The following is a 23,592-nucleotide window of genomic DNA, read 5'->3' as shown; positions in this document are numbered from 1 at the left end:
GCGCGGCGGGGCCGCCGCCCCGACGCCCCCCGACACCGGACCGGCCACCATGCTCTCCTTCGCCCTGCGGCGGATCCTCCAGGCGCTCGCCGTCCTGGCCGCGGTCTCCGCCGCCGCCTTCGCCCTCTTCTACGCCGGCCCCGCCGACCCCGCCCGGGCCGCCTGCGGCCCGCGCTGCGACACCGGCCAGGTCGCGGCGGTCCGCACGAGCATGGGCCTGGACCAGCCGCTGCTCACCCAGTACACCGACTACCTCGCCGGGATCCTCGCCGGCCGGGACGTCCAGGACGTCGACGGCTCCACGATCCACTGCGACGCACCCTGCCTCGGCTACTCCTACCGGCTGCACCAGCCGGTCACCGAGGCGCTGACCGACCACCTGCCGGTCACCGCCTCGCTGGCGGCGGGCGCGCTGGCCGTGCTGGTCCTGTTCGGGCTCGGCACCGGCTTCGTCGCCGCGCTGCGGCACGGCACCCGCACCGACCGGCTGCTCTCCGGCTTCACCCTGATCGGCGCCAGCGTGCAGATCTACTTCCTCGGGTACGTCGCCCAGTGGGGGCTGGTCTACACCACCGGGCTGCTGCCGCTGCCCTCCTACACCCCGCCGGCCACCGACCCGCTCGCCTGGGCGGGCGGCATGCTGCTCCCCTGGATCGTCCTCGGCTTCGTCAACTCCGCGGTGTTCGCCCGGCTCACCCGCTCCCAGCTGCTGGAGACGATGGACGAGGAGTACGTCCGCACCGCCCGCGGCAAGGGCCTCGGCCGGCTGCGCGCGCACCTGAAGTACACCTCGCGCGGCGCGGCCGGGCCGCTGGTGCAGTTGCTCGGCCTGGAGGCGGGCGCGCTGCTCGGCGGCGCGGTGATCACCGAGACGGTCTTCGGGCTGAACGGCGTCGGCCGGTTCGCCCTGGAGGCGGTCGAGGGGCAGGACCTGCCGGCCGTGGTCGGCGCCGTCCTGGTCGCCGCCTGCTTCGTCGTGCTGTTCGTCGCGCTGGCCGACCTCGTGGTGGCCTGGCTCGACCCGCGCATCCGCCTCAGCTGACCGCCCCGCCCCTCTGGAGCCCGCCGCCATGACCCCCTCCCCCGTCCTCGCCGACGAGCCGTCGGCGCAGCCGCCCGCCCAGCCGCCGGCGCTCAGCGTCCGGGACCTGTCCGTCACCTTCGCCGACCCGCGCGGCGGGGCGCCCGTCACCGCCGTGCGCGGCCTCTCCTTCGACCTCGCCCGCGGCGAGGTCCTGGGCCTGGTCGGCGAGTCCGGCTCCGGCAAGTCCGCCACCGGGCTCGCCGTGCTCGGCCTGCACGACCCGCGCACCACCACCGTCACCGGCTCGATCCGGCTGGCCGGGCAGGAGCTGGTGGGCGCCGGGGAGGACGTGCTGCGGCGGGTGCGCGGCGGCCGGGCGGCCCTGGTCTTCCAGGACGCGCTCACCTCGCTCAGCCCCTTCCACGGCGTCGGCGCCCAGCTCGCCGAGATGTACCGGCTGCACCACCGCGACGCGGGCCGCGCCGAGGCCCGCCGGCGGGCGGCGGAGATGCTCGACCGGGTCGGCATCCCGGCCGCCCGGGTGCGCGACTACCCGCACCAGTTCTCCGGCGGCATGCGCCAGCGGGTGATGATCGCGATGGCGCTGATGAACGACCCCGACGTGCTGATCGCCGACGAGCCCACCACCGCGCTGGACGCCCGCGTCCAGCGCCAGGTGCTGGACCTGCTGGGCGAGCTGCAGCGCGAGCACGGCACCGCGGTGCTGCTGGTCAGCCACGACCTCGGGGTGGTCGCCGGGACCACGGACCGCACGCTCGTCCTGCGCGGCGGCCGGCCGGTGGAGACCGCGCCGACCGCCGCGCTGCTGGCCGCGCCCCGCGAGCCTTACACCAGGGCCCTGGTGGGCGCGGCGCTCACCCTGGACTCCGTGCCCGGCGCGCCGCTGCCGACCGTCGACGACCCGTCGCCCGCGCCCCGGCCCGCCGCGTCCGGGCCCGCCGCGTCCGGGTCGTCCGGGCCCGCCGCGTACGGGTCGTCCGGGCCCGCCGCCGGCCGGGGCGCGCCGACCGCCTCCGGCCGGTCCGGCCCGTGGCTGGTCGAGGTCGAGGACCTCGCCGTGCACTTCCCCGGCCGCCGCGGCCTTCCGCTGCCGGGGCGCGGCCGGCCTCAGCCCGTCCGGGCGGTCGAGGGCGTCAGCCTGCGCATCGCGCCCGGCGAGACGCTCGGCCTGGTCGGCGAGTCCGGCTCCGGCAAGTCCACCACCTCCCGGGTCCTGGCCGGCCTGCAGCCCGCCACCGCCGGCACCGTCCGCTACGACGGCGTGGACGCCACCAGGCCCGACCGGGCGCTGCGGCGGCGGCTCGCCAAGGAGGTCCAGCTGGTCTTCCAGGACCCGTACGCCTCGCTCAACCCGCGCCGCACCGTCGCCCAGACCCTGGACACCCCGCTGCGGCTGCACACCGCGCTGGACGCCGGGCAGCGGCGCGAGCGCTCCGCCGAGCTGCTGGAGCAGGTCGGCCTGCCGGCCGCCCACCTGGACCGCTACCCGCACGAGTTCTCCGGCGGCCAGCGCCAGCGGATCGGCATCGCCCGGGCGCTCGCCCCCGAACCGCGGCTGATCATCGCCGACGAACCGGTCTCCGCCCTGGACGTCTCGGTCCAGGCCCAGGTGCTCAACCTGCTGATGGAGCTGCGCGAACGCCTCGGCGTCGCCTTCCTGTTCGTCTCCCACGACCTCGCGGTGGTGCGCCACTTCTGCGACCGCGTCGCCGTGATGCACCACGGCCGGCTGGTCGAGTCCACCGACCGCGACCGGCTCTTCGCGGCCCCGCACACCGAGTACACCCGGGAACTGCTCGCCGCCGCCCACTGAGCCCGCCCACCGAGCGGCGGCCGCCGGTGTCGGTCCCCCTTCTCCGCGACCGCTCCGCCTACGATCGGTCACCGGCCGCACACACACGGCCATCCCCCGGAGAAGGGGTCACCCGATGACCACGCTCGTCCGCCGATCCGTCACCCTGGTCTCGCTCGTGGGCCGCCTCGATCCCTCGGCCTGGGACGGCCTGATCCCCCACGAGCCGGCCCACGGCGCCGCCCCGGGCGTCCGCCCCGCGGCCCGCGCCGACGGCGGCGGCGACGCGGTCGGGCTGAACCCGCAGCCGCTGCCGCCGGTCGCCGCCGTGCTGCGGCTGGCCGTCGCCCGCACCGTCGGCGCCGTGGCCAACGCCGCCATCACCGCCCGCGTCTCCGACGGCGACGCCCGGCGGATCCTCACCGAGGCGGGCGACGACTGGTGCGGCACCCCGCACGGCCGGATCCCGTGGCCCCGGCACTGGCCGCTCCCCTGGCCGCCCGGCGGCCCGCTCCCGATCGACCCCGGTTACGCCACCCCGGCCGTCCAGGCCCAGGCCGCCCTCGCCTTCCAGGGCTACGCCAACGGCATCGCCGACGAGCAACTCCAGGAGGCGATCGGCGAGTTGGCCGAGCGACTGGCGGACGCGGCGCTCCGGAACGCGGGCTGAACGGCGGGCCGCGGATCCCGCCGGGCGCCACTTCGCCGCTTCGGCTGCGCACCCGGTGCCCGGCGGGTTAGCGTGCTGCGTCCGAGAGTTGTGAATGATTCTGTTGTGCTTGCCGGGACCGACCAGCCGGGGGAGACGTGTCCGAGGAACTGCTGCTCGCGAGGATCAACCACGGGTTCGACCACCTCGACGCCGACGGGGACGGCCTGCTGACCGAGCACGACCACGTGCTGATGGGCCGCGCGGTGGCCCGGTCGCTGGGGCACCGGGAGGGGTCGGGCGCCGAGCAGCGGATCATCGCCGCCTACCTCGCCATCTGGCGGGACCTGCACGTCTCCCACCTGCCGATCGGCACCACGGCGATCAGCCGCCGCCAGTTCGTCGCCTCGACCCGCGCGCTCGCCGACGACCAGGTGGCCGCGCGGACCGTCTTCGGGGCGCTCGCCGAGGCGTTCCTGGCCGTCGCCGACGTGGACGGCAGCGGGACGGTGGACGCGGGCGAGTTCTTCGTCTTCCAGCGCGGCCACTTCGCCGCCCTCTCCCGCGACGACGCGGACGAGGCGTTCCGCCGGCTCGACCTGGACGGCGACGGCACCCTCTCCACCGAGGAGTTCGTCTCCGGCCTCATCGAGTTCTGGACCAGCCGCGCCCCCGAGGCCCCCGGCCACTGGTGGGCCGGACGGCCGCCCTACCTTTCCTGACGGTCCGTCAATCCCCGGCGCCTTCCGGGAAGTCGCGCAGCGAGCGGATGTCCCGGGTCAGCAGCAGCGGCAGCACGGAGAGCAGCGCCACCGCGGCGACCGCCCAGAGCGCCGGGCGCAGCCCGACCGCCGACCCGAGCAGGCCCCCGGCGGCCGCGCCGAGCGGCAGGGTGCCCCAGATGACGAAGCGCACCGAGGCGTTCATCCGGGCCTGCGGCGCCGCCGGGGTCACCGCCTGCCGGAGACCGACCTGGGCGATGTTGTAGGCGGTGATGCCGCAGGCGATCAGCCCGGCCGCCACCGCCAGCCTCCCCGGCCCCGGCTCCCCCGCCGGGCCCGGCACCCGATGGACGGTACTCGAATGATCCCGGCCGGTGCAGGCGCTTCGCGGATCCCGGCCCGGGGGCGGGGCGGGGCCGGCGGGTAGCGTGGCCGCGCCGGGCCCGGCCGGGCCCGGCGCGCACCGCCTGCAAGGAACCGCCCGCATGCCCAGCACCGCCCCCACGCCCCCTACGCCCCCCGTCGCCCATGTCAGCCGCCCGGCGCTCGTCCTCGGCCCCCACACCGTGACGGCCGAGCGGATCCGGGAGGACATCCTCGCCCGCAACCCGGACTACCCGCCGCGCCAGGCCCAGACCGTCCGGCTGGCCCTGGGCAACCTGCCCGGCACCCGCCGCTACTTCCGGCCCTACGAGACGGTCGCCTCCCCCGAGCGGACCGCCGCCGAGCGCAAGACCAGCACGTTCGCCGACCTGCTGGCCGCCGCCGGGCGCGCCGCCGCCGAGGCGCTGGCGGACGCGGGGGTGCCGCCGGAGCGGGTGGACTGCGTGATCGTCTCCAGCGCGACCGGCGACGCCGTCCCCGGACTGGACGTCCACCTCCAGCAGAACCTCGGCCTGCGGCCCGACGTCAGCCGCCTCCCGATGAGCCAACTGGCCTGCGCGGGCGGCGCGCACGTGCTGATCGCGGCCCGGCGGTTCCTGGCCTGGAACCCGGCGGGCGTGGTGCTGGTGGTCGCCGCCGAGTCGCTCTCCTCGATGTACCAGAACACCCGCACCGCGGTGGAGGACCAGATCTACAAGGGCCTGTGGGGCGACGCGGCGGCCGCCGCCGTGGTCACCGCCGAGCGGCGCACGCCCGGGCTGCGGCTGGAGGACTGCTTCGAGTACACCATCCCGCGCACCACCGACCGCTACCGCAAGCTGACCGACCACCGCGGCGACCACTTCGCGTCCACCCGGGCGTCGCTGCGCTCGGTCACCGACCTCGGCCCGGCCCTGCTCGACTGGCTGGACCGGCACGGCGGCCGGGCGCTGGACTTCGGGGTCCTGCACCCGGGCGGCCCGGCGATCCTGGAGCGGCTCGGGGCGCTGCTCGACGTGGACGCGGCCTTCCTGCGGCACTCCCGGGACGTCCTGGCCGAGGAGGGCAACCTGGGCGGCGCGACGGTCTTCTCCGTCCTCGCCCGCACCCACCGCACGCCCCCGCCCCCGGGCGCCCGCGGCCTGGTCCTCGGCCTCGGCCCGGGCGTCACCCTGAGCACCCTCCTCGCCACCTGGTCCTGACCTTCGTCAGGCCTCCGGAACGGTGCGGGCGACCAGGGTGTCGACCAGGGCCGGGACGGCGTCGGCGCCGAGGACGCCGGGAAGGGTGAGGTGCTCGACGAGCAGGCCGGTCATCGCGAGGTAGAGCACGACGACGGTCTCGCGGTCGCCGGGGAAGCCCTCGTCCAGGTGGTAGGCGATGTTGGCCTCCAGCTGCTCGCGGATCGTGGCGGTGAGCTGGGCGCGCATCTCCGGGCGGCGGGTGGCCTCCAGGCGCAGTTCCAGCATCGCGAGGTAGCCGGACCGGTCGGCGTCGATCCGGCGCACGAGGTCGTGCATCAGGGCGGTGACCAGGGCCCGGTCGCGGGGCGCCCGCAGCAGCTCGCCGATGATCACCGGGTCGGGGGTGAGCCGGTGGTGGATGTGCCGGGCGGTCTGGTCGAGCAGGTCGTCGCGGCTGGCGAAGTAGTTGGACGCGGTGCCGGCCGGAACGCCCGCCCGGACGTCCACGGCGCGGAAGGTGAGTCCGCGCGCCCCCTGGTCGGCGAGGACGTCGACGGCGGCGTCGGTCAGCGCCGTGCGCCGGGCGGGGTTCTGGGCCATCGCTGAAGCTCCCTCAGGAAATCTCTTGCAACCACTATGTCCGAAGTACTATAACTGTCGTTGTTCGCCCCAGCGCCCCAGCGCCCCAGCGACCCAGCGCCCCGACGGCCACGACAGGCCCGCCGGGGACCGCGGGGCGGACCGAATCGACCAACACGTTCCAAGGATGTGGATGCGAAAGCTCACGTACTACGTCGGCGCCACCATCGACGGCTTCATCGCCGCCCCGGACGGCGACTACCAGTTCCTCATGCCGTACGTCGGCGGGGACTACCTCTCCCACATGTGCGCGGAGTACCCGGAGACCGTGCCGACCCCCGGACGGGCCGCGATGGGGATCGCCGAGGCGCCCAACAAGCGCTTCGACACCGTCGTCATGGGCCGCGGCACCTACGATCCGGGGCTGGCGGTCGGCCTCACCAGCCCCTATGCCCACCTGCGGCAGATCGTCTTCTCCCGCAGCCTGGCCGAGAGCCCCGACCCCGCCGTGGAGGTCACCGCGGCCGACCCGCTGGAGCTGGTCCGGGAGCTCAAGCGGCAGGACGGCCTCGGCATCTGGCTCTGCGGCGGCGGCGAGCTGGCCGGCCGGCTGCTGCCGGAGATCGACGAGCTGATCGTCAAGCAGTACCCGGTGGCGATCGGCGCCGGGGTGCCGCTGTTCCGCGCGGGCTACGCCCCGCACACCTTCGCGCTCACCGGGTCCCACGGCTTCGGCAACGGGGTCACCGTGCTGACCTACGAGCGGACGAGCGCGTCGACGACCGGCTGACGCTCACCACCAGGCCGACGCCCGCGACCACGATCGCCCCACCCAGCAGGGTGGGGCCGGTCAGCGGCTCGGCCAGCACCAGCCAGCCCAGCAGCACGGCCACCACCGGGTTCACATAGGCGTAGGTGGCGACCAGGGTCAGCGGGGCGGAGCGCAGCAGCCAGGCGTACGCGGTGAAGGCGACCAGGGAGCCGAACACCACCAGGAAGGCCAGCGCCAGCCAGGAGCGGGTGGAGATGTCGCCGGGGTGCAGGCCGTGCTGCTCGCCGCGGGCCAGTCCGATCAGGACGTTGCCGAGCCCGCCGGCCAGCATCTGGTAGGCGCTGGAGGCCATCACGTTGTCGGGCATCCGGATGCGCTTGGACGCGAAGGAGCCGAGCGCCCAGCTGACGGTGGCGACGAGTACCGCGACCACCCCGACCGGCGCGATGTCGCCGCCGATCGCCGGAGCGGACAGCACCCCCAGGCCCACCAGCCCGAGCAGCACCCCGGCCAGCTCGGCCGGCCTCGGGCGGTCGCCGCCGGCCGCCGTCAGCAGCACCATCCACAGCGGCACGGCGGCGACCAGCAGGGCGGCCAGGCCCGACGGGATCGAGTTCTCGCCGAGCACCACCAGCCCGTTGCCTCCGGTCAGCAGCAGGGCACCGACCAGGGCGGCGGAGCCCAGCTGCCGCCGGTCCACCCGCAGGGCGTTGCGGCCGTGTCGGACGGCGACGAACCCGGCGAGCAGCAGTCCGGCGACCAGGAAGCGCGCGGCGGCGGAGAGGAAGGTCGGCATCGTCTCGACGGTGATCCGGATCCCCAGGTACGTCGAGCCCCACACCACGTAGACGATGGCGAGCGCCACCCACACGCCCGCGCCGAGCCGCGCCGCGGCGGGAGCGGGGTCCGCGGGAGCGGAGTCCGTGGGAGCGGCGTCCGTGGGAGCGGCGTCCGCGGACGCGGCCGGTACGCGCTCGGCGGGTGCTGTCATGGGTGTCCCCCTTGGACGGTGCTGGCAGTTGCATCCGCCATGACACCGCATCGGCCACCCCGCGCGCCAGTGGGTATCACCGACCGGGCACCATCGACTGTCGACCGGCCCCCGCCCAGGAGGAACCCCGCGTGCCCGCCGAACCCCCCGCCCTGCCCTTCTTCGTCTACGGCACCCTGCTCACCGGGGAACGCAACCACGCCGCCTTCCTGGCCGGCCGGTGCACCGGGGTGCGGGCGGCGGTGCTGGAGGGCGCGGCCCTGCACGACGGGCCCGGGTTCCCCTACGCCGTACCGGACCCCGCGCCGGGGCGGCGGATCAGCGGCGAGCTGGTCACCGTCCACCCGGCCGCCCACCCGGCGGCGCTCGCGGCGCTGGACCGGCTGGAGGACTGCCGCCCGGACGGCCTGGGCACGTACGTCCGCGAGCGGCTCGCCGTCCGGACGGCGGACGGCGCGGCGGTGGACGCCTGGGTGTACCTGGCCGGGCCCGCCGTCGCCGCCCGGCTGCGCACGCACCCGGCGCTCGTCGCCTCCGGCGACTGGCGCCGGCGCGACGGCGCGGACGCCTGAGGGCGCGGGCCCCACGGACCCGCGCCCCCGGCTCCGGCGCCGAAGCCGGAACCGGAACCGGAACCGGAACCGGCCGAACAGCCGTCAGTCCTTGCCGACGCCCTTGGCGACCCGGTCGCCCAGCGCCTTGTCGACATTGCGCCAGTACTGCACGGCCCGCTCCAGCACCGGGTCGCTCACCCCGCCCAGCAGGTGCCCGACGATGTTGGAGACCAGCCGGTCGCGCGCCGCGTCGTCCAGCACCTGCCGCACCATGGTGCCCGCCTGCCCCCAGTCGTCGTCCTCGGCGTGCAGCGAGTAGGCCTCGCGCACCATGTCGCCCGAGCTGTGCCAGCCGGCCGCCGGGTCGTCGTACCGCGCGAGGTTCGCGGCCGGGCCGCCCTTGGAGTTCGGCGCGTAGGGCGCCGCCGTCCGGGCCGGGTCGAAGCGCATCGGCCCGTCCTTGGCGAAGGAGTGCACCGGCACGTGCGGCCGGTTCGGCGGCAGCTGCGCGTAGTTGGGGCCGATCCGGTACCGGTGGGTGTCCGGGTAGGAGAAGATCCGGCCGAGCAGCATCTTGTCCGGCGAGACGCTGATCCCGGGCACCAGGTTGGACGGCTCGAAGGCGGCCTGCTCGATGTGGACGAAGTAGTCCTCCGGATTGCGGTTCAGCGTCATCGTCCCGACCCGGATCAGCGGGTAGTCGCCGTGCGGCCAGACCTTGGTCAGGTCGAAGGGGTTGAACCGGTAGCCGGGCGCGTCGTCGAACGGCATGACCTGCACGTGCAGCGTCCAGGACGGCGGGGTGCCGCCCTCGATGGCCTGCCAGAGGTCCTGGCGGTGCAGGTCCGGGTCGGAGCCGGCCAGCCGGTCGGCGTCCGCCTGGGTGAGGAAGTCGACGCCCTGGTCGGTCTTGAAGTGGTACTTCACCCAGAACCGCTCGCCGCCCGCGTTGACCCACAGATAGGTGTGCGAGCTGTAGCCGTTCATGTGCCGGTACGACTTCGGGATGCCGCGGTCGCCCATCAGCCAGGTGACCTGGTGGGCGGTCTCCGGCGAGAGCGTCCAGAAGTCCCACTGCATGTCGTGGTCGCGCAGGCCGTTGTCGGTGCGGCGCTTCTGCGAGCGGATGAAGTCCTGGAACTTGATGGTGTCGCGGACGAAGAAGACCGGCGTGTTGTTGCCGACCAGGTCGTAGTTGCCGTCCTCGGTGTAGAACTTCAGCGCGAAGCCGCGCGGGTCGCGCCAGGTGTCCGGGCTGCCTTGCTCGCCCGCCACGGTCGAGAAGCGGGCCAGCATCTCGGTCCGCCTGCCCGGCTGGAACAGGGTCGCCTTGGTGTAGCGGCTGACGTCCTCCGTCGTCTCGAAGACGCCGTACGCCCCGGCCCCCTTGGCGTGCACCACCCGCTCCGGCACCCGCTCCCGGTTGAACTGGGCCATCTTCTCGATCAGGTAGTGGTCGTGGAGCAGGATCGGGCCGTCCCTGCCCACCGTGAGCGAGTTGTCGTCGCTCGGCACCGGGACGCCGGCGTTGTTGGTGGTGTACGGGACCGCTGACTCGGACATGCTGTCCTCCGTTGCGTGCTGAGGTCCCCCCGGAGGTCTTCCCGGCACGACGCTAACCCCGTGCGACCGGGCCCGCACCCTGGCTGATCGCGATCCGGGCGCCGCCAGATAGGCTGCCCGGGCCCCTGTGTCCACTGTGTCCACGACCCGCCCCGAGGAGCCCGCCGGTGCCCCAGCAGCCACCCCCGATCACGGTCGTCGGGATCGGGGCCGACGGCTGGCCCGGCCTCGCGGGCCCCGCCCGTGCCGCGCTGCGGGCGGCCGGGGCGGTGATCGGCGGCCCCCGGCAGCTCGACCTGCTGCCCGCGGACGAGGTCGCCGCCGAACGGGTGCCGTGGCCGTCGCCGCTGCGCCCGGCCGTCACCGGGCTGCTCGACCGGTACGCCGACCGCCCGCTCGCCGTACTGGCCAGCGGCGACCCGATGTTCTACGGCATCGGCCGCACCCTCGCCGAGACCGCGGGCGCCGAACGGCTGCGCGTCCTGCCGCACCCCTCCTCCGTCGCGTACGCCTGCGCCCGGCTCGGCTGGCCGCTGGAGTCCACCGAGGTGGTCAGCCTGGTCGGCCGCCCGCTGGACACCCTGCGGCTCGCCCTCAACCCCGGGCGCCGGCTGCTGGTGCTCAGCGCCGGCGCCGCCACCCCGGCCGCCGTCGCCGGACTGCTCGCCGCGGCCGGCCACGGCACTGCCCGGCTGCGCGTCCTGGAACAGCTCGGCGGCCCCGGCGAGCGGCGGCTGGACGGCCCCGCCGACGGCTGGCCGCACCCGCCCGGCGACCCGCTCAACGTCATCGCCGTCGACCTCCCCGCCGACGGCCCGCGCACCCCCGTCGTCCCCGGCCTGCCCGACGGCGCCTACGAGAGCGACGGCCAGCTGACCAAGCGGCACGTGCGCGCCGCCACCCTGGCCACCCTGGCGCCCGTCCCCGGCGAGCTGCTCTGGGACGTCGGCGGCGGCTCCGGCTCGATCGCGATCGAGTGGCTGCGCGCCCACCGCGACAACCTGGCCGTCACCGTGGAGCGCGACCCGGTGCGCGCCGAACGGATCGCCCGCAACGCCGCCGCGCTCGGCGTCCCCCGGCTGCGGGTCGTCACCGGCGCCGCCCCGCAGGCGCTCGACGGCCTTCCCGCGCCGGACGCCGTGTTCGTCGGCGGCGGGCTCACCGCGCCCGGCCTGCTGGACGCCTGCTGGGCCGCGCTGGCCCCCGGCGGCCGGCTGGTCGCCAACACGGTCACCCTGGAGTCCGAGGCGCTGCTCACCGCCTGGTACCGGCGGCACGGCGGGGAGCTGCTGCGGCTCGCCGTGGCGCACGCCGTCCCGGTCGGCGGCTTCACCGGCTGGCGCCAGGCGATGCCGGTCACCCAGTGGTCCGCCGTCAAGCCCGCCGCGTCCCCCGCGCCGTCCACCCCTCAGGAGAACGCCTCGTGACCGTCCACTTCATCGGGGCCGGCCCCGGCGCCGCCGACCTCATCACCCTGCGCGGCCAGCGGATCCTCGCCCGCGCCGAGGTCTGCCTCTACGCCGGCAGCCTGGTGCCGCGCGAGCTGCTGGCCGAGTGCCCGCCCGGCGCCCGGCTGGTCGACACCGCCAACCTGACGCTCGACGAGATCACCGGGGAGCTGGTCCGCGCGCACGCCGCCGGGCAGGACGTCGCCCGGCTGCACTCCGGCGACCCCTCGGTGTTCAGCGCCGTCGCCGAGCAGATGCGCCGGCTGGACGCCGCCGGGGTGCCGTACGAGGTGGTGCCCGGCGTGCCGGCCTTCGCCGCCGCGGCGGCCGCGCTCAAGCGCGAACTGACCGTGCCGACCGTCGGCCAGACCGTCATCCTCACGCGGATCGCCAAGCGCGCCACCCCGATGCCGGAGGGCGAGGACCTCGCCACCCTCGGCCGCAGCGGCGCCCTGCTCGTCCTCCACCTGGCCGCCGGCTACGTCGACGACGTGGTCGAGCAGCTGCTGCCGCACTACGGGGCGGACTGCCCGGCCGCCGTGGTCGCGATGGCCAGCCGGCCCGACGAGGTCGTGCTGCGCGGCACCGTAGGGGACATCGCCGGGCAGCTGAAGGCGGCCGGCATCGTCCGCACCGCGGTGATCATCGTCGGGCGCACGCTCGGCGCCGAGCAGTTCCGCGACAGCCACCTCTACTCCGCGGACCGCGAGCGCCCGCACGAGCCCTGCGGCGCGTGATGGCCCACGTCCTGCTGCTCGGCGGCACCACCGAGGCGCGCGCCCTCGCCGCCGCGCTGGCCGCCGGACACCCCGCCGGGCGGGTCACCAGCTCGCTCGCCGGGCGGGTCGCCGAGCCCCGGCTACCCGTCGGCGAGGTGCGGATCGGCGGCTTCGGCGGCCCCGAGGGCCTCGCCGCCTGGCTGCGCGCCGAACGGGTGACCGCGGTGGTCGACGCCACCCACCCGTTCGCCGCCGCGATGTCCCGCAACGCCGCCGAGGCCGCCGCGGCGACCGGCGTACCGCTGCTCGCCCTGCGCCGCCCCGGCTGGGCACCGGTGCCGGGCGACCGCTGGCACCGCGTCCCCTCGCTGGCGTCGGCGGCGGACCTGCTGCCGTCCCTCGGCCGTCGGATCCTGCTCACCAGCGGCCGGCAGGGCATCGGCGCCTTCGCCCACCTCGACGGCCTGCACTTCACGGCCCGCTCGGTCGACCCGCCCGAGCCGCCGCTGCCCGCCTCGCTCGACGTCCTGCTCGACCGCGGCCCGTTCACCCTGGACGGCGAGCGGGCGGTGCTGCGCGAGCACCGGATCGACGTCGTCGTCACCAAGGACAGCGGCGGCGCGGCCACCGCGCCCAAGCTCACCGCGGCACGCGAACTCGGCCTGCCGGTGGTGGTCGTGGACCGCCCGCCGGCCCCGGCCGGCGTCCCGGTCGCGGAGACCGTCCAGGCCGCACTGGCCTGGCTCGCCGACCGGTGATCCCCGGACGCCGACTCCCGGGCGTCAATCCCCGGGCGTTAATTCCCGGACCGCGCCGGGCCGTTCCTGCCACCATGACCGCATGACCGACGCCTACGCCCTCGCCGACGCCGCCCGCACCGAGACCCCGAACTTCGGCGACGAGCGCGCCACCCTCACCGCCTTCCTGGACCACCAGCGCGACACCTTCGCCTGGAAGTGCGCCGGGCTGACCACCGAGCAGCTCCGCGCCCGCCCGCTGGCCCCCTCCGCGCTCTCCCTGCTCGGCCTGGCCCGCCACCTCGCCGAGGTCGAGCGCGGCTGGTTCCGCAACACCCTCAACAACGAGGCCCGCCCCGGCTTCTGGAAGCACCCGGACGGGAGCTTCGCCGAGTTCGACGTCGACGACGCCGACCCGGACGAGGCCTTCGCCGTCTGGCGCCGCGAGTGCGCCCACGCCCGGGAACTCGTCGCCGCCGCCCCGTCGTTGGACGTCCCCGGGCACTACCGCGGCCCCCACGGCGAGGAGAGCTGGTCGCTGCGCTGGATCCTCACCCACATGATCGAGGAGTACGCCCGCCACAACGGCCACGCCGACCTCCTCCGCGAACACCTCGACGGCCGCACCGGCGAGTGACCCGGAGTGCGGGCGGATCAGCGGATTCCCCGACAGTCGCGGAGGGTCCCGCTCCGGGCACTAACTGTCGACAGGGAAGGTTCCCGCTCGAAGCAGAGTCACTTGTGGCCGCCTTTCCTGCCCGCCCGGGCCTGGAAATCACTCCCGGGTCGGGTGTCCAATAGGAGGAGGAGCGATTCGGATCCACCCCGAGCCTGCCGCAAGAAGATGATCCCCGTGGGAAAGAAGCACATCGTCGTCACCGGCGATCTGACGATCGATTGGGCACTCAGAGAGAACAGCATGCCGCCGATCAGTGACGCCGAGGACCGGTTACAGACACTGGTCAACGTACGGTGGCTCACCGGCGGCGCATTCCTGCTCGCCGACATGATCGAGGCAGCCACCCGCGGAACCGTCCACGTACATCGGCCCGATCGGCCGGAAGAAGGTGCCCTGAGAGCATTCGACAATCCCTACAACCACTCGTTCGCGATCATCTCCAAATATCCGGTGGAACCGGCCGAGAACGAGGTCCAGCGGTGGCGCGTCAAGGAATACCTCGGCTTCGGATCGGACGCCGTCGACATCAACCCGCTGCTTCCCGAACGGTTCTATCAGGGAATCGACGTCCAGGCGCCCCCTGACATCATCGTGCTCGACGACTCCGCCCTGGGCTATCGGGACACGTGGAAGGACGGTCCACCCGGCGACGACGTCCTCCCGGGCCTGACGAGCAAGGACCACGGCCCGTGGCTCCTGCTCAAGATGAGCCACCGCATCGCCGAAGGTGAGATCTGGTCGTACTTCAACAAGCGCCTGCGCGACCAGAACGACACCCTGGCCAGCCGCTTCATCGCGGTCACCTCGGCATCGCGGCTACGGGACGCCGGGGCCGGCATCAGCCGAGACATCTCATGGGAACGGTCCGCCCAGGACACCGCGCTGGAACTCCAACTCCACAAACGGCTCCACGAACTGTCGAACTGCCGTCGGCTCATCGTCTCCTTCGGGCCGTCCGGCGCGCTGCTGATCGACCGGACCGAGGCCTCCGGCCCGAGCTACACCCTCGTGTTCGACCGCGAGCGGACAGAGCGTTCCTGGCGGCGGAAGAACGGCCAGGGAACCATGTTCGGCTACGGGAGCGCGCTCTGCGGCGCGGTGGCAGCCGAACTCGCCAGGTCGGCCGACCGGCCGAAGCTCGTCCGGGCCATGCGTTCGGGGCTCACCGCGATGCAGTCGATGTACGACCAGGGATTCGACCTCGGGAACGACAACCGGGAGAAGACCAACGAATTCCACTGCCCCGCATCGAAAATATTCGAACCACCGTCCGCCAAGCCCAAGGACGGCCTGCGGCTCGCCACGGCAAAGAACATTTCCATCACCCGGAGCCCGAGCCACTCGCTCTCGTTCCTCCTCCTTGACAGCAGAAGGCTGAAGAACCCCGAATCCGCCGACCTTCCCAAGCGTGTCGCCACCATGGGGGACCAGGTTCTGGCGAATGTGCCGGTAGGACGGTTCGGCAAGCTCACCGTGGTCGACCGCCGGGAGATCGAGGGCCTGCATGCGATCCGCAACATCATCGCCAGGTACCGCGACGGACTCAGGTTCGGCCAGCAGCCACTGGCCCTGGCGGTCTTCGGCGCCCCCGGATCCGGGAAGTCGTTCGCTGTCGAGCAGCTGGTGGAGAGCGAGATATCCGGACAGGACAAGGCCTCGATCAGGTTCCTCGAATTCAACCTGTCACAGTTCGGAGGGCCGTCGGACCTCGTGGTCGCGCTGCACCGGGTTCGCGACACCGCCCTGGCCGGAAACCTCCCGGTCGCCTTCTGGGACGAGTTCGACACGAAGCTCGACGGAAGTCGTCTCGGCTGGCTGAGGCACTTCCTCTCCCCCATCCAGGACGGCAGTTTCCGGCAGAAGGGCACCGTACACCGGGTCGGTCCCTGCATCTTCGTGTTCGGCGGCGGCACCTTCCACAGCTTCGACGACTTCAGCAAAGCCGCCCCGGAGGCCGAGCGGGAGCTCAAGGTGCCCGACTTCCTCAGTCGCCTGCGCGGCTACATCGACATCGCGGGGGTCAATCCGGAGCCGGAGGACTCCTCCTACCTGATCCGGCGCGCCCTGGTCCTCCATGCGCTCTTCACCGCGCAGGCGATCGCGCGGAAGGAGAACAGCGGCAAGGAGTTCGACGTCGACCCCGGAATCCTGGAGGCCCTGCTCAAGGTTCCGACGTACCGCCACGGCGTCCGGTCCATACGGAGCATCGTGGAGATGAGCACGACCCGCCCCGGGCGCCCCTTCCTCCCGGCCGACCTGCCGCCGAAGTCCATCCTCAACCTGCATGTCGACGGTGACCTGTTCCTGAAGCTGGCCCGGGGCGACCGCTGATCGTGCCCGGCCCCGGGGTTCCGGGGCCGGGCACGGTGTGGATCCGGGCTCAGATGTCGCGGAAGGTCTCGATCTGGGCGCCGATGGAGTTGAGGCGCTCGGCGAGGTCCTCGTAGCCGCGGTTGATGACGTAGACGTTGCGCAGCACCGAGGTGCCCTTGGCGGCGAGCATCGCGAGGAGGATGACGACGGCGGGGCGCAGGGCGGGCGGGCAGACCATCTCGGCGGCGCGCCAGCGGGTGGGGCCCTGGACGAGCACCCGGTGCGGGTCGAGGAGCTTGATGTCCGCGCCGAGGCGGGTGAGTTCGGTGAGGTAGATGGCGCGGTTGTCGTAGACCCAGTCGTGGATCATCGTGGTGCCGTGGGCGGCCGCGGCGATGGCGGCGAAGAACGGCACGTTGTCGATGTTGATGCCGGGGAAGGGCATCGGGTGGATGGTGTCGATCGGCGCGGTGAGCTTGGAGGGGCGCACCGTGAGGTCGACCAGCCGGGTGCGGCCGTTGTGGGCCGGGTACTCGGGGGTGCGGTCGTAGTCGAGGCCCATGCCCTCCAGCACGGCGAGCTCGATCTCCAGGAACTCGATCGGCACCCGGCGGATGGTCAGCTCGGAGGAGGTGACCACGGCGGCGGCGAGCAGGCTCATCGCCTCGACCGGGTCCTCGGCCGGGGTGTAGTCGACGTCGCAGGTGATCTGCGGGACGCCGTGCACGGTGAGGGTGGTGGTGCCGATGCCCTCGATCCGCACGCCCAGCTTCTCCAGGAAGAAGCAGAGGTCCTGGACCATGTAGTTGGGCGAGGCGTTGCGGATGACGCTGACGCCGTCGTGGCGGGCGGCGGCGAGCAGGGCGTTCTCGGTGACGGTGTCCCCGCGCTCGGTCAGCACGATCGGGCGGTCCAGCGGGACGCCGGACTGCACGGAGGCGTGGTAGGCGCCGCCGGTGGTGGCGACCTCCAGGCCGAACCGGCGCAGCGCGGTGAGGTGCGGCTGGACGGTGCGGGTGCCGAGGTCGCAGCCGCCGGCGTAGGGGATGGCGAAGGTGTCGGCGCGGTGCATCAGCGGGCCGAGGAACATCAGCACGCTGCGGGTGCGGCGGGCGGCCTCGACGTCCATGCCGGCGAGGTCGAGCTCGGCGGGCGGGGTGAGTTCGAGGTCGCGGCCGTCGTTGATCCAGCGGCTCCTGACGCCGATGCTGGTGAGCACCTCCAGGATCCGGTAGACCTCCTCGATCCGGGCGACGCTGCGCAGGGTGGTGCGACCGGTGGTCAGTAGCGAGGCGCAGAGGATGGCCACGCAGGCGTTCTTGCTGCTGCGGACGTCGATCGCGCCGGAGAGGGTGGTGCCACCGGCGACCCTCAGGTGCATCGGGCCGGCGTAGCCGAGGGAGACGATCTCGCTGTCGAGCGCTTCGCCGATGCGGGCGATCATCTCAAGGCTGACGTTCTGCTTGCCCTGTTCGATGCGGTTGACCGCGCTCTGGCTGGTGCCGAGGGCCTCGCCGAGCTGGGCCTGGGACCAACCACGGTGCTGACGCGCGGTACGGATGAGGGTGCCGATACGGGTGAGGTAGTCGCCTGTCACTCGCCAGACCATATCTCATGGTTGAGATAGCGACAGAACCAACCCCTGGCGTGGCGTAACTTTTGTCCGTTTCTCACCCCGTATGCACGTCAGATCTTCACATCACGGCGAAGTTCCCGGGACACGCCTGAGACGAAAGCCGCGGCCCGCTCACGGCCCCAGCGGCTCCGCCCGGCCGACGATCGTCCCGGCCCGGTCGATGCAGATGACGTCCACCGCGACCGGCGAACCGACCAGCACCCCGAGGGCGGTGGCCCGCGCCGCCTCGGCCACCAGGTCGCCCAGCGGCACCCCGGCCGCCCGGCAGAGCTGGATCGCCTCCAGCGCGGTGTTGGCCGCCGCGACCGCCGCCGTCAGCTCAGCGCCCGCGCCGCCCGCCCGGGCGAGCCCGGCCAGGTAGCCCGTGTCCACCTGGGAGCGCGCCGAGTGCAGGTCGAGGTGGCCGACGGCGAGCTTGGAGAGCTTGGCGAAGCCTCCGGCGATGGTCAGCCGCGGCACCGGGTGGCGCTTGAGGTACTTGAGCACCGCGCCCGCGAAGTCGCCCATGTCGAGCAGCGCGTCCTCGGGCAGCCCGTGCACGGCGACGGCCGTCCGCTCCGACGTCGACCCGGTGCAGCCGGCCACATGGGTGCGCCCGGCGGCCCGCGCCACGTCCACCCCGCGCCGGATCGAGTCGATCCAGGCCGAGCAGGAGTAGGGGACGACGACCCCGGTGGTGCCGAGGATGGAGAGCCCGCCGAGGATGCCGAGCCGGGGGTTCCAGGTGGAGCGGGCGATCTCCTCGCCGTTGTCGACGGAGATCTCCACCACCACGTCCCCGCTGCCGCCGCAGGCGGCCGCCACCTCGGCCACCGCCTCCCGGATCAGCTGCCGGGGCACCGGGTTGACGGCCGGCTCGCCGACCGCCAGCGGCAGCCCGGCCTTGGTGACGGTGCCGACCCCGGGCCCGGCCCGGAAGACCACGCCCGCGCCCGGCTCCCCCGCCCACACCGTGGAGCGCACCAGCGCGCCGTGCGTGACATCGGGGTCGTCCCCGGCGTCCTTCACCACCCCGGCCATCGCCCGCCGCCCGCCCGGCTCCTCGGCGATCCCCTCCACCGCGAGAGCGAACGCCGGCCGCTGCCCCTTGGGCAGCACGATCTCCACCGGATCCGGGAACACCCCCGTGAGCAGCGCCCGGTACGCGGCCTTGGTCGCCGCCGTGGCGCACGCCCCGGTCGTCCAGCCGGGCCGCAGCCCGCTGCTCCTCAGCTGCCCGGCCCGCCCACCGACCTCACCCATGCCGCACCGTCCTCCTTGCAGTCCCGTTACCGATCGGGTCCATGGTCCCCCGCCTCCCCGCACGCCCCACACTCGGGACGGGCCCACGGGGGCGGTGTGTACACATGGGCCACTCAGTACACTCGACTCATGAGTGAGCAGCCCGTCCGGACCGTATCGATCCGAGAAGCGCGAGAGCACCTCGCCGACGTGGTGGACCGTGCCGAGCGGGACGAACCGACCGTGATCACCCGGCGCGGACGGGAGGTGGCCGCCGTCGTCCCGATAGAGCTGCTTCGCGAGTACCGGCAATGGGAGGAGCGCGAACTGGTGCGCCTCATCGAGGAGCGCCGGGGCGAACCCACCTACTCCCTGGAAGAGGTCGTGGCCGAGACCCTGGCCAGGCCGGAGTGAAGTACAGCGCCCGCTTCATCGAGTCCGCCCGCAGTGAACTGCGCGAACTCCCCCGGCAGGCGGCGATACAGATCCTGCGCAAGCTCGCCGACCTGGAGCAGGACCCCTACGGCTTCCACACGACCGCGATGGTCGGCTCGCCCGAGAACCGACGGCTGCGGGTCGGCGACCCCCGGGTGATCTACACCGTCGACGGCGGGCAGTTGATCGTCCTGGCGATCCGGATCGGCCACCGTTCCGAGATCTGCCGCACCTGGTCCTGACGCCTCCCGGACCTCGGGGGTCCGGGAGGCGGGGTGTCAGGCCTCCGGATAGCGGCGGGGGGTCCAGGTGACGTCCGGGTGCGGGGAGCGGGGGACGTGGCGGGTCTGGGAGGAGCCGATGAGGAGGATGGTGCGCATGTCGACCTCGGCGGGGTCCAGGTCGGCGAGGCGCACGGTGCGCACGCGCTCGGTGGGGCCGCCGACGTCGCGGGCCATGACCACCGGGGTCTCGGGGGCCCGGTACTCCAGGAGGAGGTCGCGGGCGCGGCCGACCTGGGTGGTGCGGGACTGCGAGCCGGGGTTGTAGAGGGCGAGCACGAGGTCCGCCCCCGCCGCGGCGCGCAGGCGGGCGGCGACGACGTCCCAGGGCTTGAGGCGGTCCGAGAGCGAGACCACCGCGTAGTCGTGGCCGAGCGGGGCGCCGGCCCGGGAGGCGGCCGCGTGGGCGGCGGTCATGCCGGGGACGATCCGCACCGGGACGTCCCGGTAGGCCTCCTCGCAGGCGACCTCCAGGACGGCGGTGGCCATCGCGAAGACGCCCGGGTCGCCGGAGGAGACCACCACCACCCGGTGGCCGCGGCGGGCCAGGTCGAGGGCGAACTCGGCGCGCTCGGACTCCACCTTGTTGTCGGAGCCGTGCCGAACCTGCCCCGGGCGCACCGGCACCCGGTCCAGGTAGGTGGTGTAGCCGACCAGGTCGGTGGCGGCGGACAGGGCGCCGCGCGCCTCCGGGGTGAGCCAGAGCGGGCCGGCCGGGCCGGTGCCGACCACGGTGACGCTGCCGGGACCGCTCAGGTCGGGCGCCGGGGCCTCCAGCGGGGCGACCCTGCTGGGCAGTACGGCCACCGAGAAGTACGGGACGTCCTCGGCCTCGACCGAGGCCAGCGGCGCGGTCCGCTCGCCCTCCATGAAGGCCCGCTCGACGTACTGGGCGTCGGCCAGCCGGCCGGCCCGCTCCAGGGCGCGGCGCACGGTCGGGAAGGTGCGGCCGAGCTTCATCACGACGGCGGAGTCGGCCGCGGCCAGGCGCGCGGTCAGCTCCTCCTCGGGCAGCGTGCCGGGGATGACGGTGAGCGTCTCCTCGGCCTCGGTGAGCGGCTGGCCGAGCCGGGCGGCGGCGGCGCTGACCGAGGTCACGCCGGGCACCACCTCGGTCGGGTAGCGGTGCGCCAGGCGCTTGTGCATGTGCTGGTAGGAGCCGTAGAAGAACGGGTCCCCCTCGGCGAGCACCACGACGTCGCGGCCGGCGTCCAGGTGGGCGGCCAGCCGGGCGGCGGCCTCCTCGTAGAAGTCGTCCAGCGCGCCCCGGTAGCCGCCGGGGTGGTCGGTGGTCTCGACGGTGATCGGGTAGACCAGCTTCTCCTCGATCTGACCGCCCGTCAGATAACGCTCGGCGATGGACCGGGCGATGGACCGGCCGTGCCGGGCGCTGTGGTAGGCCACCACGTCGGCCTTGCCGATGAGTTCGGCGGCGCGGACGGTCACCAGCGAGGGGTCGCCGGGGCCGAGGCCCACCCCGTAGAGCCGGCCGGTCTGCTGATTCTCCGTCACTCTTCCTCGCTCGCAATCGCGTTGATCGCGGCGGCGGCCATCGCGCTGCCGCCGCGCCGGCCCCGGACCACCAGGTGCTCCAGGCCGGCCGGGTGCACGGCCAGCGCCTCCTTGGACTCGGCCGCGCCGATGAAGCCGACCGGCACGCCGATCACCGCGGCCGGGCGCGGGGCTCCGGCCTCGATCAGCTCCAGCAGCCGGAAGAGCGAGGTCGGCGCGTTGCCGACGGCGACCACGGCGCCCTCCAGCCGGGGCAGCCACAGCTCCATCGCGGCGGCGCTGCGGGTGTTGCCCATCGCCCGGGCCAGCTCGGGCACGGCCGGGTCGGTGAGGGTGCAGATCACCTCGTTGTCGGCGGGCAGCCGCTTGCGGGTGACGCCGCTGGCGACCATGTTGACGTCGCACAGGATCGGCGCACCGGCGCGCAGAGCGGCGCGCGCGGAGGCGACCACGCCCGGCGAGTACACCAGGTCCTCGACCAGGTCGACCATGCCGCAGGCGTGGATCATCCGCACCGCGACCTGGGCGACGTCCGCGGGCAGCGCGGCGAGGTCGGCCTCGGCCCTGATGGTGGCAAAGGACTGGCGGTAGATGGACGCGCCGTCCTTCTCGTACTCGATCACGTGGTGGTCCTCCGGGCCGCGGCGACCGCCGCGGCCATCTCCTCGTTCGTCACTTCCACGGCGGTGACCCGCCCCGGGTGCGGCCCTTCCACCGCCACCCGGTACCCCTGCCCGGTCGCCAGCACATCCACCCGCCGTCCGGCGGGGTGGCCGCAGCGGCGCTCGCAGCCCGACCAGTGCACCGGCAGGCCGCCGGCGGCCATCGGAACACCCGCGAGACCCTCGGCGCCCGCGGCAGCCGACGCGCCCGACGCACCCGCGGCAGCCGGCGCTCCGTCCAGCGCCCGGGCCGCGTCGGCCCGGACGTCGGCCAGCGACTTCGCACAGCCCGGCAGCCCGGTGCAGGCGCTCGCGCCGTCCCAGGCCGTGGCCGCCGTCCGGAAGCCGGCCTCCGCAAGAGCGGCCAGCCGCCCGGCGGGGGCGCCGGGCAGCACCGCGCCGCGCCACGGGGTGAGCCGCAGCTCGCCCTCGGCGGCGTCCACCAGGGCCCGCCACTGGTCGGCGCCGGCCAGACCGAAGCGCAGGCCGACGTGCAGCCCGCCCCCGGGCAGGGCGCCCAGCGGCGGCCGGGTGCCGGCCAGCACCGGCATCGGCAGCGGGCCGGGCGGCAGCAGCTCGGGCACCTCGCGCAGGTGCCAGGCCCGCACCCCGGCGGCGCGCTGCGCCTCCAGGAACTCGCGGGCGGCGTCCAGGGCCGCGCAGACCGCGTGGTCGGCGCGCACCGGCCGCACGGTGGCCGCCCGGCCGAGCCGCAGCAGGGCGGTGCCGTCCGGGCCTGCGATCAATGTCACATCGGCGTCCAGCGCGGCGACGTCGCCGCCGCCGTCGTCCAGGACGAACAGGAACTTGCCGGAGAGGCCGGTCGCCCAGGGGCTGGCGCACAGGGCCAGGTCGAGGGCGCGCGCCCAGGCCCGCACATCGGCGAGGCCGGCGGCCGGACCGGGCGAGGCGACGATGTTGCGGACCCGCTCGTGGGTGTCGGAGGGCAGCAGGCCGACGGCGCGCAGCCGCCCGCCGAGTTCGCCGCCGCAGTCCGAAGCCAGGCCGCGCAGCTGGACGTTGCCGCGCGAGGTGACCTCCAGCCGGCCGTCACCGAGCTCCCGTGCCGCGTCGGCCAGCGCCAGGGCCTGACGGTTCGTCAGCAGGCCTCCGGGCAGCCGGATCCGGGCCAGGGCGCCGTCGTCGGCGGGGTGCAGACGGAGGGCCCCGGGGCAGGCGTCCGGGCGCGCCCGGTCGGGCACGGCGGCGCCCGGCGCGGCGGCGTCGGGTTCGGGAGGCATGGCGGCGAGCATACAGATGATCCGATCGGTCGCCGCCGTACCGTCGCTCACATCTCCGGCCTCGCCCGGCACCCCGGCGGCCTCCCCTCCCCCGGGTCGGCCGCACCCCGTACGATGCAGGCGGACGGTCCCCGCGGACCGTCCGACGCCAGCGACGGCGCAGGGGAGGAAACCGGTGCGAACCCGGTGCGGTCCCGCCACTGTGACCGCGGTTCACCGGGACACCGGGGAGCCGCGGGAGCCAGGAACTCCTGCCGTCCTCCACCGGCCCGGGGCGCGGACCCCGAGGAAGGCTAGAAAGCCATGCCCCGTCGCATGTCCGTGCCTGGGCCCATGCCCGCAGGCGCTCGCCCGCTTGCCTCCGGGCGCCCGAACCCGCCGTTGACGCATCCCGCTCCGGCGCTCCTTCCTTCGTCAGTCGCTTGTCACTCGTCACTTTCAACGCCGGCGCGCCCTTCGGCTCGGGGCGGCTCCGAGGCCGGGAGGGCCTTCGC

The 23,592-nt window shown here is 74.3% G+C and carries 23 protein-coding genes and 1 riboswitch; of the genes, 14 read left to right on the top strand and 9 right to left on the bottom strand.

Translation table 11 applies throughout. From position 1 onward, the window contains the following. Positions 1-49: 49 nt before the first annotated feature. The 4 genes from ACFVFS_RS10805 (at position 50) to ACFVFS_RS10790 (ending at position 4,208) form a co-directional block, all read left to right on the top strand. On the top strand, positions 50-1,042 hold the full coding sequence (locus ACFVFS_RS10805) for an ABC transporter permease (protein WP_380622461.1): 993 nt from the start codon (positions 50-52) through the stop codon (positions 1,040-1,042). Positions 1,043-1,070: 28 nt separating this feature from the next. Then, positions 1,071-2,858: a dipeptide ABC transporter ATP-binding protein gene (locus tag ACFVFS_RS10800; protein ID WP_380622459.1), complete on the top strand. Its 1,788-nt coding sequence runs from the start codon at positions 1,071-1,073 to the stop codon at positions 2,856-2,858. A 115-nt stretch (positions 2,859-2,973) separates the two neighbouring features. After that, positions 2,974-3,507, top strand: coding sequence for a hypothetical protein (locus ACFVFS_RS10795; RefSeq protein ID WP_380622457.1), 534 nt, complete (start codon positions 2,974-2,976; stop codon positions 3,505-3,507). A 137-nt stretch (positions 3,508-3,644) separates the two neighbouring features. Beyond that, entirely contained in the window at positions 3,645-4,208 is a 564-nt protein-coding gene (locus ACFVFS_RS10790) for an EF-hand domain-containing protein (RefSeq protein WP_380622455.1), read from the top strand. A gap of 7 nt (positions 4,209-4,215) precedes the next feature. Here the strand turns inward: ACFVFS_RS10790 and ACFVFS_RS10785 are convergent, their stop codons facing one another. Further along, positions 4,216-4,551: a hypothetical protein gene (locus ACFVFS_RS10785; protein WP_380622453.1), complete on the bottom strand. Its 336-nt coding sequence runs from the start codon at positions 4,549-4,551 to the stop codon at positions 4,216-4,218. Positions 4,552-4,693: 142 nt separating this feature from the next. Here ACFVFS_RS10785 and ACFVFS_RS10780 point away from each other — a divergent pair, with 142 nt between their 5' ends. Next, entirely contained in the window at positions 4,694-5,773 is a 1,080-nt protein-coding gene (locus tag ACFVFS_RS10780; protein ID WP_380622451.1) for a PhlD, read from the top strand. 6 nt (positions 5,774-5,779) lie between these two features. Here the strand turns inward: ACFVFS_RS10780 and ACFVFS_RS10775 are convergent, their stop codons facing one another. Beyond that, the gene (locus ACFVFS_RS10775) at positions 5,780-6,355 is read right to left on the bottom strand and encodes a TetR/AcrR family transcriptional regulator (protein ID WP_380622449.1); all 576 of its coding nucleotides are present in this window, start codon (positions 6,353-6,355) and stop codon (positions 5,780-5,782) included. Between the two features lie 172 nt (positions 6,356-6,527). Between ACFVFS_RS10775 and ACFVFS_RS10770 the strand changes: the two genes are divergently transcribed. Next, entirely contained in the window at positions 6,528-7,124 is a 597-nt protein-coding gene (locus ACFVFS_RS10770; RefSeq protein WP_380622447.1) for a dihydrofolate reductase family protein, read from the top strand. Here ACFVFS_RS10770 and ACFVFS_RS10765 read toward each other — a convergent pair. After that, positions 7,078-8,097: an EamA family transporter gene (locus tag ACFVFS_RS10765; RefSeq protein WP_380622445.1), complete on the bottom strand. Its 1,020-nt coding sequence runs from the start codon at positions 8,095-8,097 to the stop codon at positions 7,078-7,080. The genes ACFVFS_RS10770 and ACFVFS_RS10765 overlap by 47 nt on opposite strands. A 131-nt stretch (positions 8,098-8,228) precedes the next feature. Here ACFVFS_RS10765 and ACFVFS_RS10760 point away from each other — a divergent pair, with 131 nt between their 5' ends. Continuing rightward, entirely contained in the window at positions 8,229-8,669 is a 441-nt protein-coding gene (locus ACFVFS_RS10760; protein WP_380622443.1) for a gamma-glutamylcyclotransferase family protein, read from the top strand. Between the two features lie 84 nt (positions 8,670-8,753). Here the strand turns inward: ACFVFS_RS10760 and ACFVFS_RS10755 are convergent, their stop codons facing one another. Next, complete coding sequence (locus ACFVFS_RS10755; RefSeq protein ID WP_380622441.1) at positions 8,754-10,214, bottom strand: catalase; 1,461 nt, start codon at positions 10,212-10,214, stop codon at positions 8,754-8,756. Between the two features lie 167 nt (positions 10,215-10,381). Here ACFVFS_RS10755 and cbiE point away from each other — a divergent pair, with 167 nt between their 5' ends. The 5 genes from cbiE to ACFVFS_RS10730 all read left to right on the top strand — a co-directional run bounded on the left by cbiE (position 10,382) and on the right by ACFVFS_RS10730 (position 16,128). Next, positions 10,382-11,641, top strand: coding sequence for a precorrin-6y C5,15-methyltransferase (decarboxylating) subunit CbiE (gene cbiE, locus ACFVFS_RS10750; protein ID WP_380622439.1), 1,260 nt, complete (start codon positions 10,382-10,384; stop codon positions 11,639-11,641). Continuing rightward, a complete protein-coding gene (cobM, locus tag ACFVFS_RS10745) occupies positions 11,638-12,399 on the top strand; it encodes a precorrin-4 C(11)-methyltransferase (protein ID WP_380622437.1) in 762 nt (253 codons plus the stop codon). Before cbiE ends, cobM begins: the two co-directional genes overlap by 4 nt. Beyond that, complete coding sequence (locus ACFVFS_RS10740; RefSeq protein ID WP_380622598.1) at positions 12,399-13,139, top strand: cobalt-precorrin-6A reductase; 741 nt, start codon at positions 12,399-12,401, stop codon at positions 13,137-13,139. Before cobM ends, ACFVFS_RS10740 begins: the two co-directional genes overlap by 1 nt. An 82-nt stretch (positions 13,140-13,221) precedes the next feature. Further along, complete coding sequence (locus tag ACFVFS_RS10735) at positions 13,222-13,755, top strand: DinB family protein (RefSeq protein WP_380622435.1); 534 nt, start codon at positions 13,222-13,224, stop codon at positions 13,753-13,755. Positions 13,756-13,971: 216 nt separating this feature from the next. Next, positions 13,972-16,128 (top strand): hypothetical protein, encoded by a 2,157-nt coding sequence (locus ACFVFS_RS10730; protein ID WP_380622433.1) that lies wholly within the window; start codon positions 13,972-13,974, stop codon positions 16,126-16,128. Positions 16,129-16,177: 49 nt separating this feature from the next. On the opposite strand, the gene ACFVFS_RS10725 is transcribed toward ACFVFS_RS10730, so the two are convergent. Both ACFVFS_RS10725 and ACFVFS_RS10720 read right to left on the bottom strand, forming a co-directional pair. Then, on the bottom strand, positions 16,178-17,707 hold the full coding sequence (locus tag ACFVFS_RS10725) for a UDP-N-acetylglucosamine 1-carboxyvinyltransferase (protein ID WP_380622431.1): 1,530 nt from the start codon (positions 17,705-17,707) through the stop codon (positions 16,178-16,180). A 150-nt stretch (positions 17,708-17,857) separates the two neighbouring features. Further along, positions 17,858-18,988 (bottom strand): cobalt-precorrin-5B (C(1))-methyltransferase, encoded by a 1,131-nt coding sequence (locus ACFVFS_RS10720; protein ID WP_380622429.1) that lies wholly within the window; start codon positions 18,986-18,988, stop codon positions 17,858-17,860. A gap of 129 nt (positions 18,989-19,117) precedes the next feature. On the opposite strand from ACFVFS_RS10720, the gene ACFVFS_RS10715 reads away from it, so the two are divergent. Together ACFVFS_RS10715 and ACFVFS_RS10710 are read left to right on the top strand one after the other, a co-directional pair. Continuing rightward, positions 19,118-19,381 (top strand): type II toxin-antitoxin system Phd/YefM family antitoxin, encoded by a 264-nt coding sequence (locus tag ACFVFS_RS10715; RefSeq protein WP_380622427.1) that lies wholly within the window; start codon positions 19,118-19,120, stop codon positions 19,379-19,381. Then, positions 19,378-19,644: a type II toxin-antitoxin system RelE/ParE family toxin gene (locus ACFVFS_RS10710; RefSeq protein ID WP_380622425.1), complete on the top strand. Its 267-nt coding sequence runs from the start codon at positions 19,378-19,380 to the stop codon at positions 19,642-19,644. The genes ACFVFS_RS10715 and ACFVFS_RS10710 overlap by 4 nt, the downstream gene beginning before the upstream one ends. A 36-nt stretch (positions 19,645-19,680) precedes the next feature. On the opposite strand, the gene ACFVFS_RS10705 is transcribed toward ACFVFS_RS10710, so the two are convergent. The 3 genes from ACFVFS_RS10705 to ACFVFS_RS10695 are packed head-to-tail and all read right to left on the bottom strand — an operon-like array spanning position 19,681 to position 23,110. Further along, positions 19,681-21,195, bottom strand: a complete 1,515-nt coding sequence (locus tag ACFVFS_RS10705; protein ID WP_380622423.1) for a precorrin-2 C(20)-methyltransferase — start codon at positions 21,193-21,195, stop codon at positions 19,681-19,683. Next, on the bottom strand, positions 21,192-21,818 hold the full coding sequence (locus tag ACFVFS_RS10700) for a precorrin-8X methylmutase (protein WP_380622421.1): 627 nt from the start codon (positions 21,816-21,818) through the stop codon (positions 21,192-21,194). The genes ACFVFS_RS10705 and ACFVFS_RS10700 overlap by 4 nt, the downstream gene beginning before the upstream one ends. Further along, the gene (locus ACFVFS_RS10695; RefSeq protein ID WP_380622419.1) at positions 21,815-23,110 is read right to left on the bottom strand and encodes a hypothetical protein; all 1,296 of its coding nucleotides are present in this window, start codon (positions 23,108-23,110) and stop codon (positions 21,815-21,817) included. Before ACFVFS_RS10695 ends, ACFVFS_RS10700 begins: the two co-directional genes overlap by 4 nt. A 153-nt stretch (positions 23,111-23,263) precedes the next feature. Next, positions 23,264-23,349, top strand: a riboswitch (cobalamin riboswitch). Positions 23,350-23,592: the final 243 nt, after the last annotated feature.

Source organism: Kitasatospora sp. NPDC057692, assembly GCF_042799475.1.
Classification (GTDB): domain Bacteria; phylum Actinomycetota; class Actinomycetes; order Streptomycetales; family Streptomycetaceae; genus Kitasatospora.
The sequence above is the reverse complement of the archived record's forward strand: the minus strand, read 5'-3'. Positions and strand labels throughout refer to the sequence as shown.

Excerpts from the sequence above, each read along its gene's own strand:
- ACFVFS_RS10780 (WP_380622451.1), top strand. The coding sequence starts at position 4,694 with ATGCCCAGCACCGCCCCCACGCCCCCTACGCCCCCCGTCGCCCATGTC.
- ACFVFS_RS10695 (WP_380622419.1), bottom strand. The coding sequence starts at position 23,110 with ATGCTCGCCGCCATGCCTCCCGAACCCGACGCCGCCGCGCCGGGCGCC.
- ACFVFS_RS10715 (WP_380622427.1), top strand. The coding sequence starts at position 19,118 with ATGAGTGAGCAGCCCGTCCGGACCGTATCGATCCGAGAAGCGCGAGAG.
- ACFVFS_RS10720 (WP_380622429.1), bottom strand. The coding sequence starts at position 18,988 with ATGGGTGAGGTCGGTGGGCGGGCCGGGCAGCTGAGGAGCAGCGGGCTG.
- ACFVFS_RS10765 (WP_380622445.1), bottom strand. The coding sequence starts at position 8,097 with ATGACAGCACCCGCCGAGCGCGTACCGGCCGCGTCCGCGGACGCCGCT.
- ACFVFS_RS10770 (WP_380622447.1), top strand. The coding sequence starts at position 6,528 with ATGCGAAAGCTCACGTACTACGTCGGCGCCACCATCGACGGCTTCATC.
- ACFVFS_RS10805 (WP_380622461.1), top strand. The coding sequence starts at position 50 with ATGCTCTCCTTCGCCCTGCGGCGGATCCTCCAGGCGCTCGCCGTCCTG.
- ACFVFS_RS10735 (WP_380622435.1), top strand. The coding sequence starts at position 13,222 with ATGACCGACGCCTACGCCCTCGCCGACGCCGCCCGCACCGAGACCCCG.
- ACFVFS_RS10795 (WP_380622457.1), top strand. The coding sequence starts at position 2,974 with ATGACCACGCTCGTCCGCCGATCCGTCACCCTGGTCTCGCTCGTGGGC.
- ACFVFS_RS10800 (WP_380622459.1), top strand. The coding sequence starts at position 1,071 with ATGACCCCCTCCCCCGTCCTCGCCGACGAGCCGTCGGCGCAGCCGCCC.
- ACFVFS_RS10775 (WP_380622449.1), bottom strand. The coding sequence starts at position 6,355 with ATGGCCCAGAACCCCGCCCGGCGCACGGCGCTGACCGACGCCGCCGTC.
- ACFVFS_RS10740 (WP_380622598.1), top strand. The coding sequence starts at position 12,399 with ATGGCCCACGTCCTGCTGCTCGGCGGCACCACCGAGGCGCGCGCCCTC.
- ACFVFS_RS10755 (WP_380622441.1), bottom strand. The coding sequence starts at position 10,214 with ATGTCCGAGTCAGCGGTCCCGTACACCACCAACAACGCCGGCGTCCCG.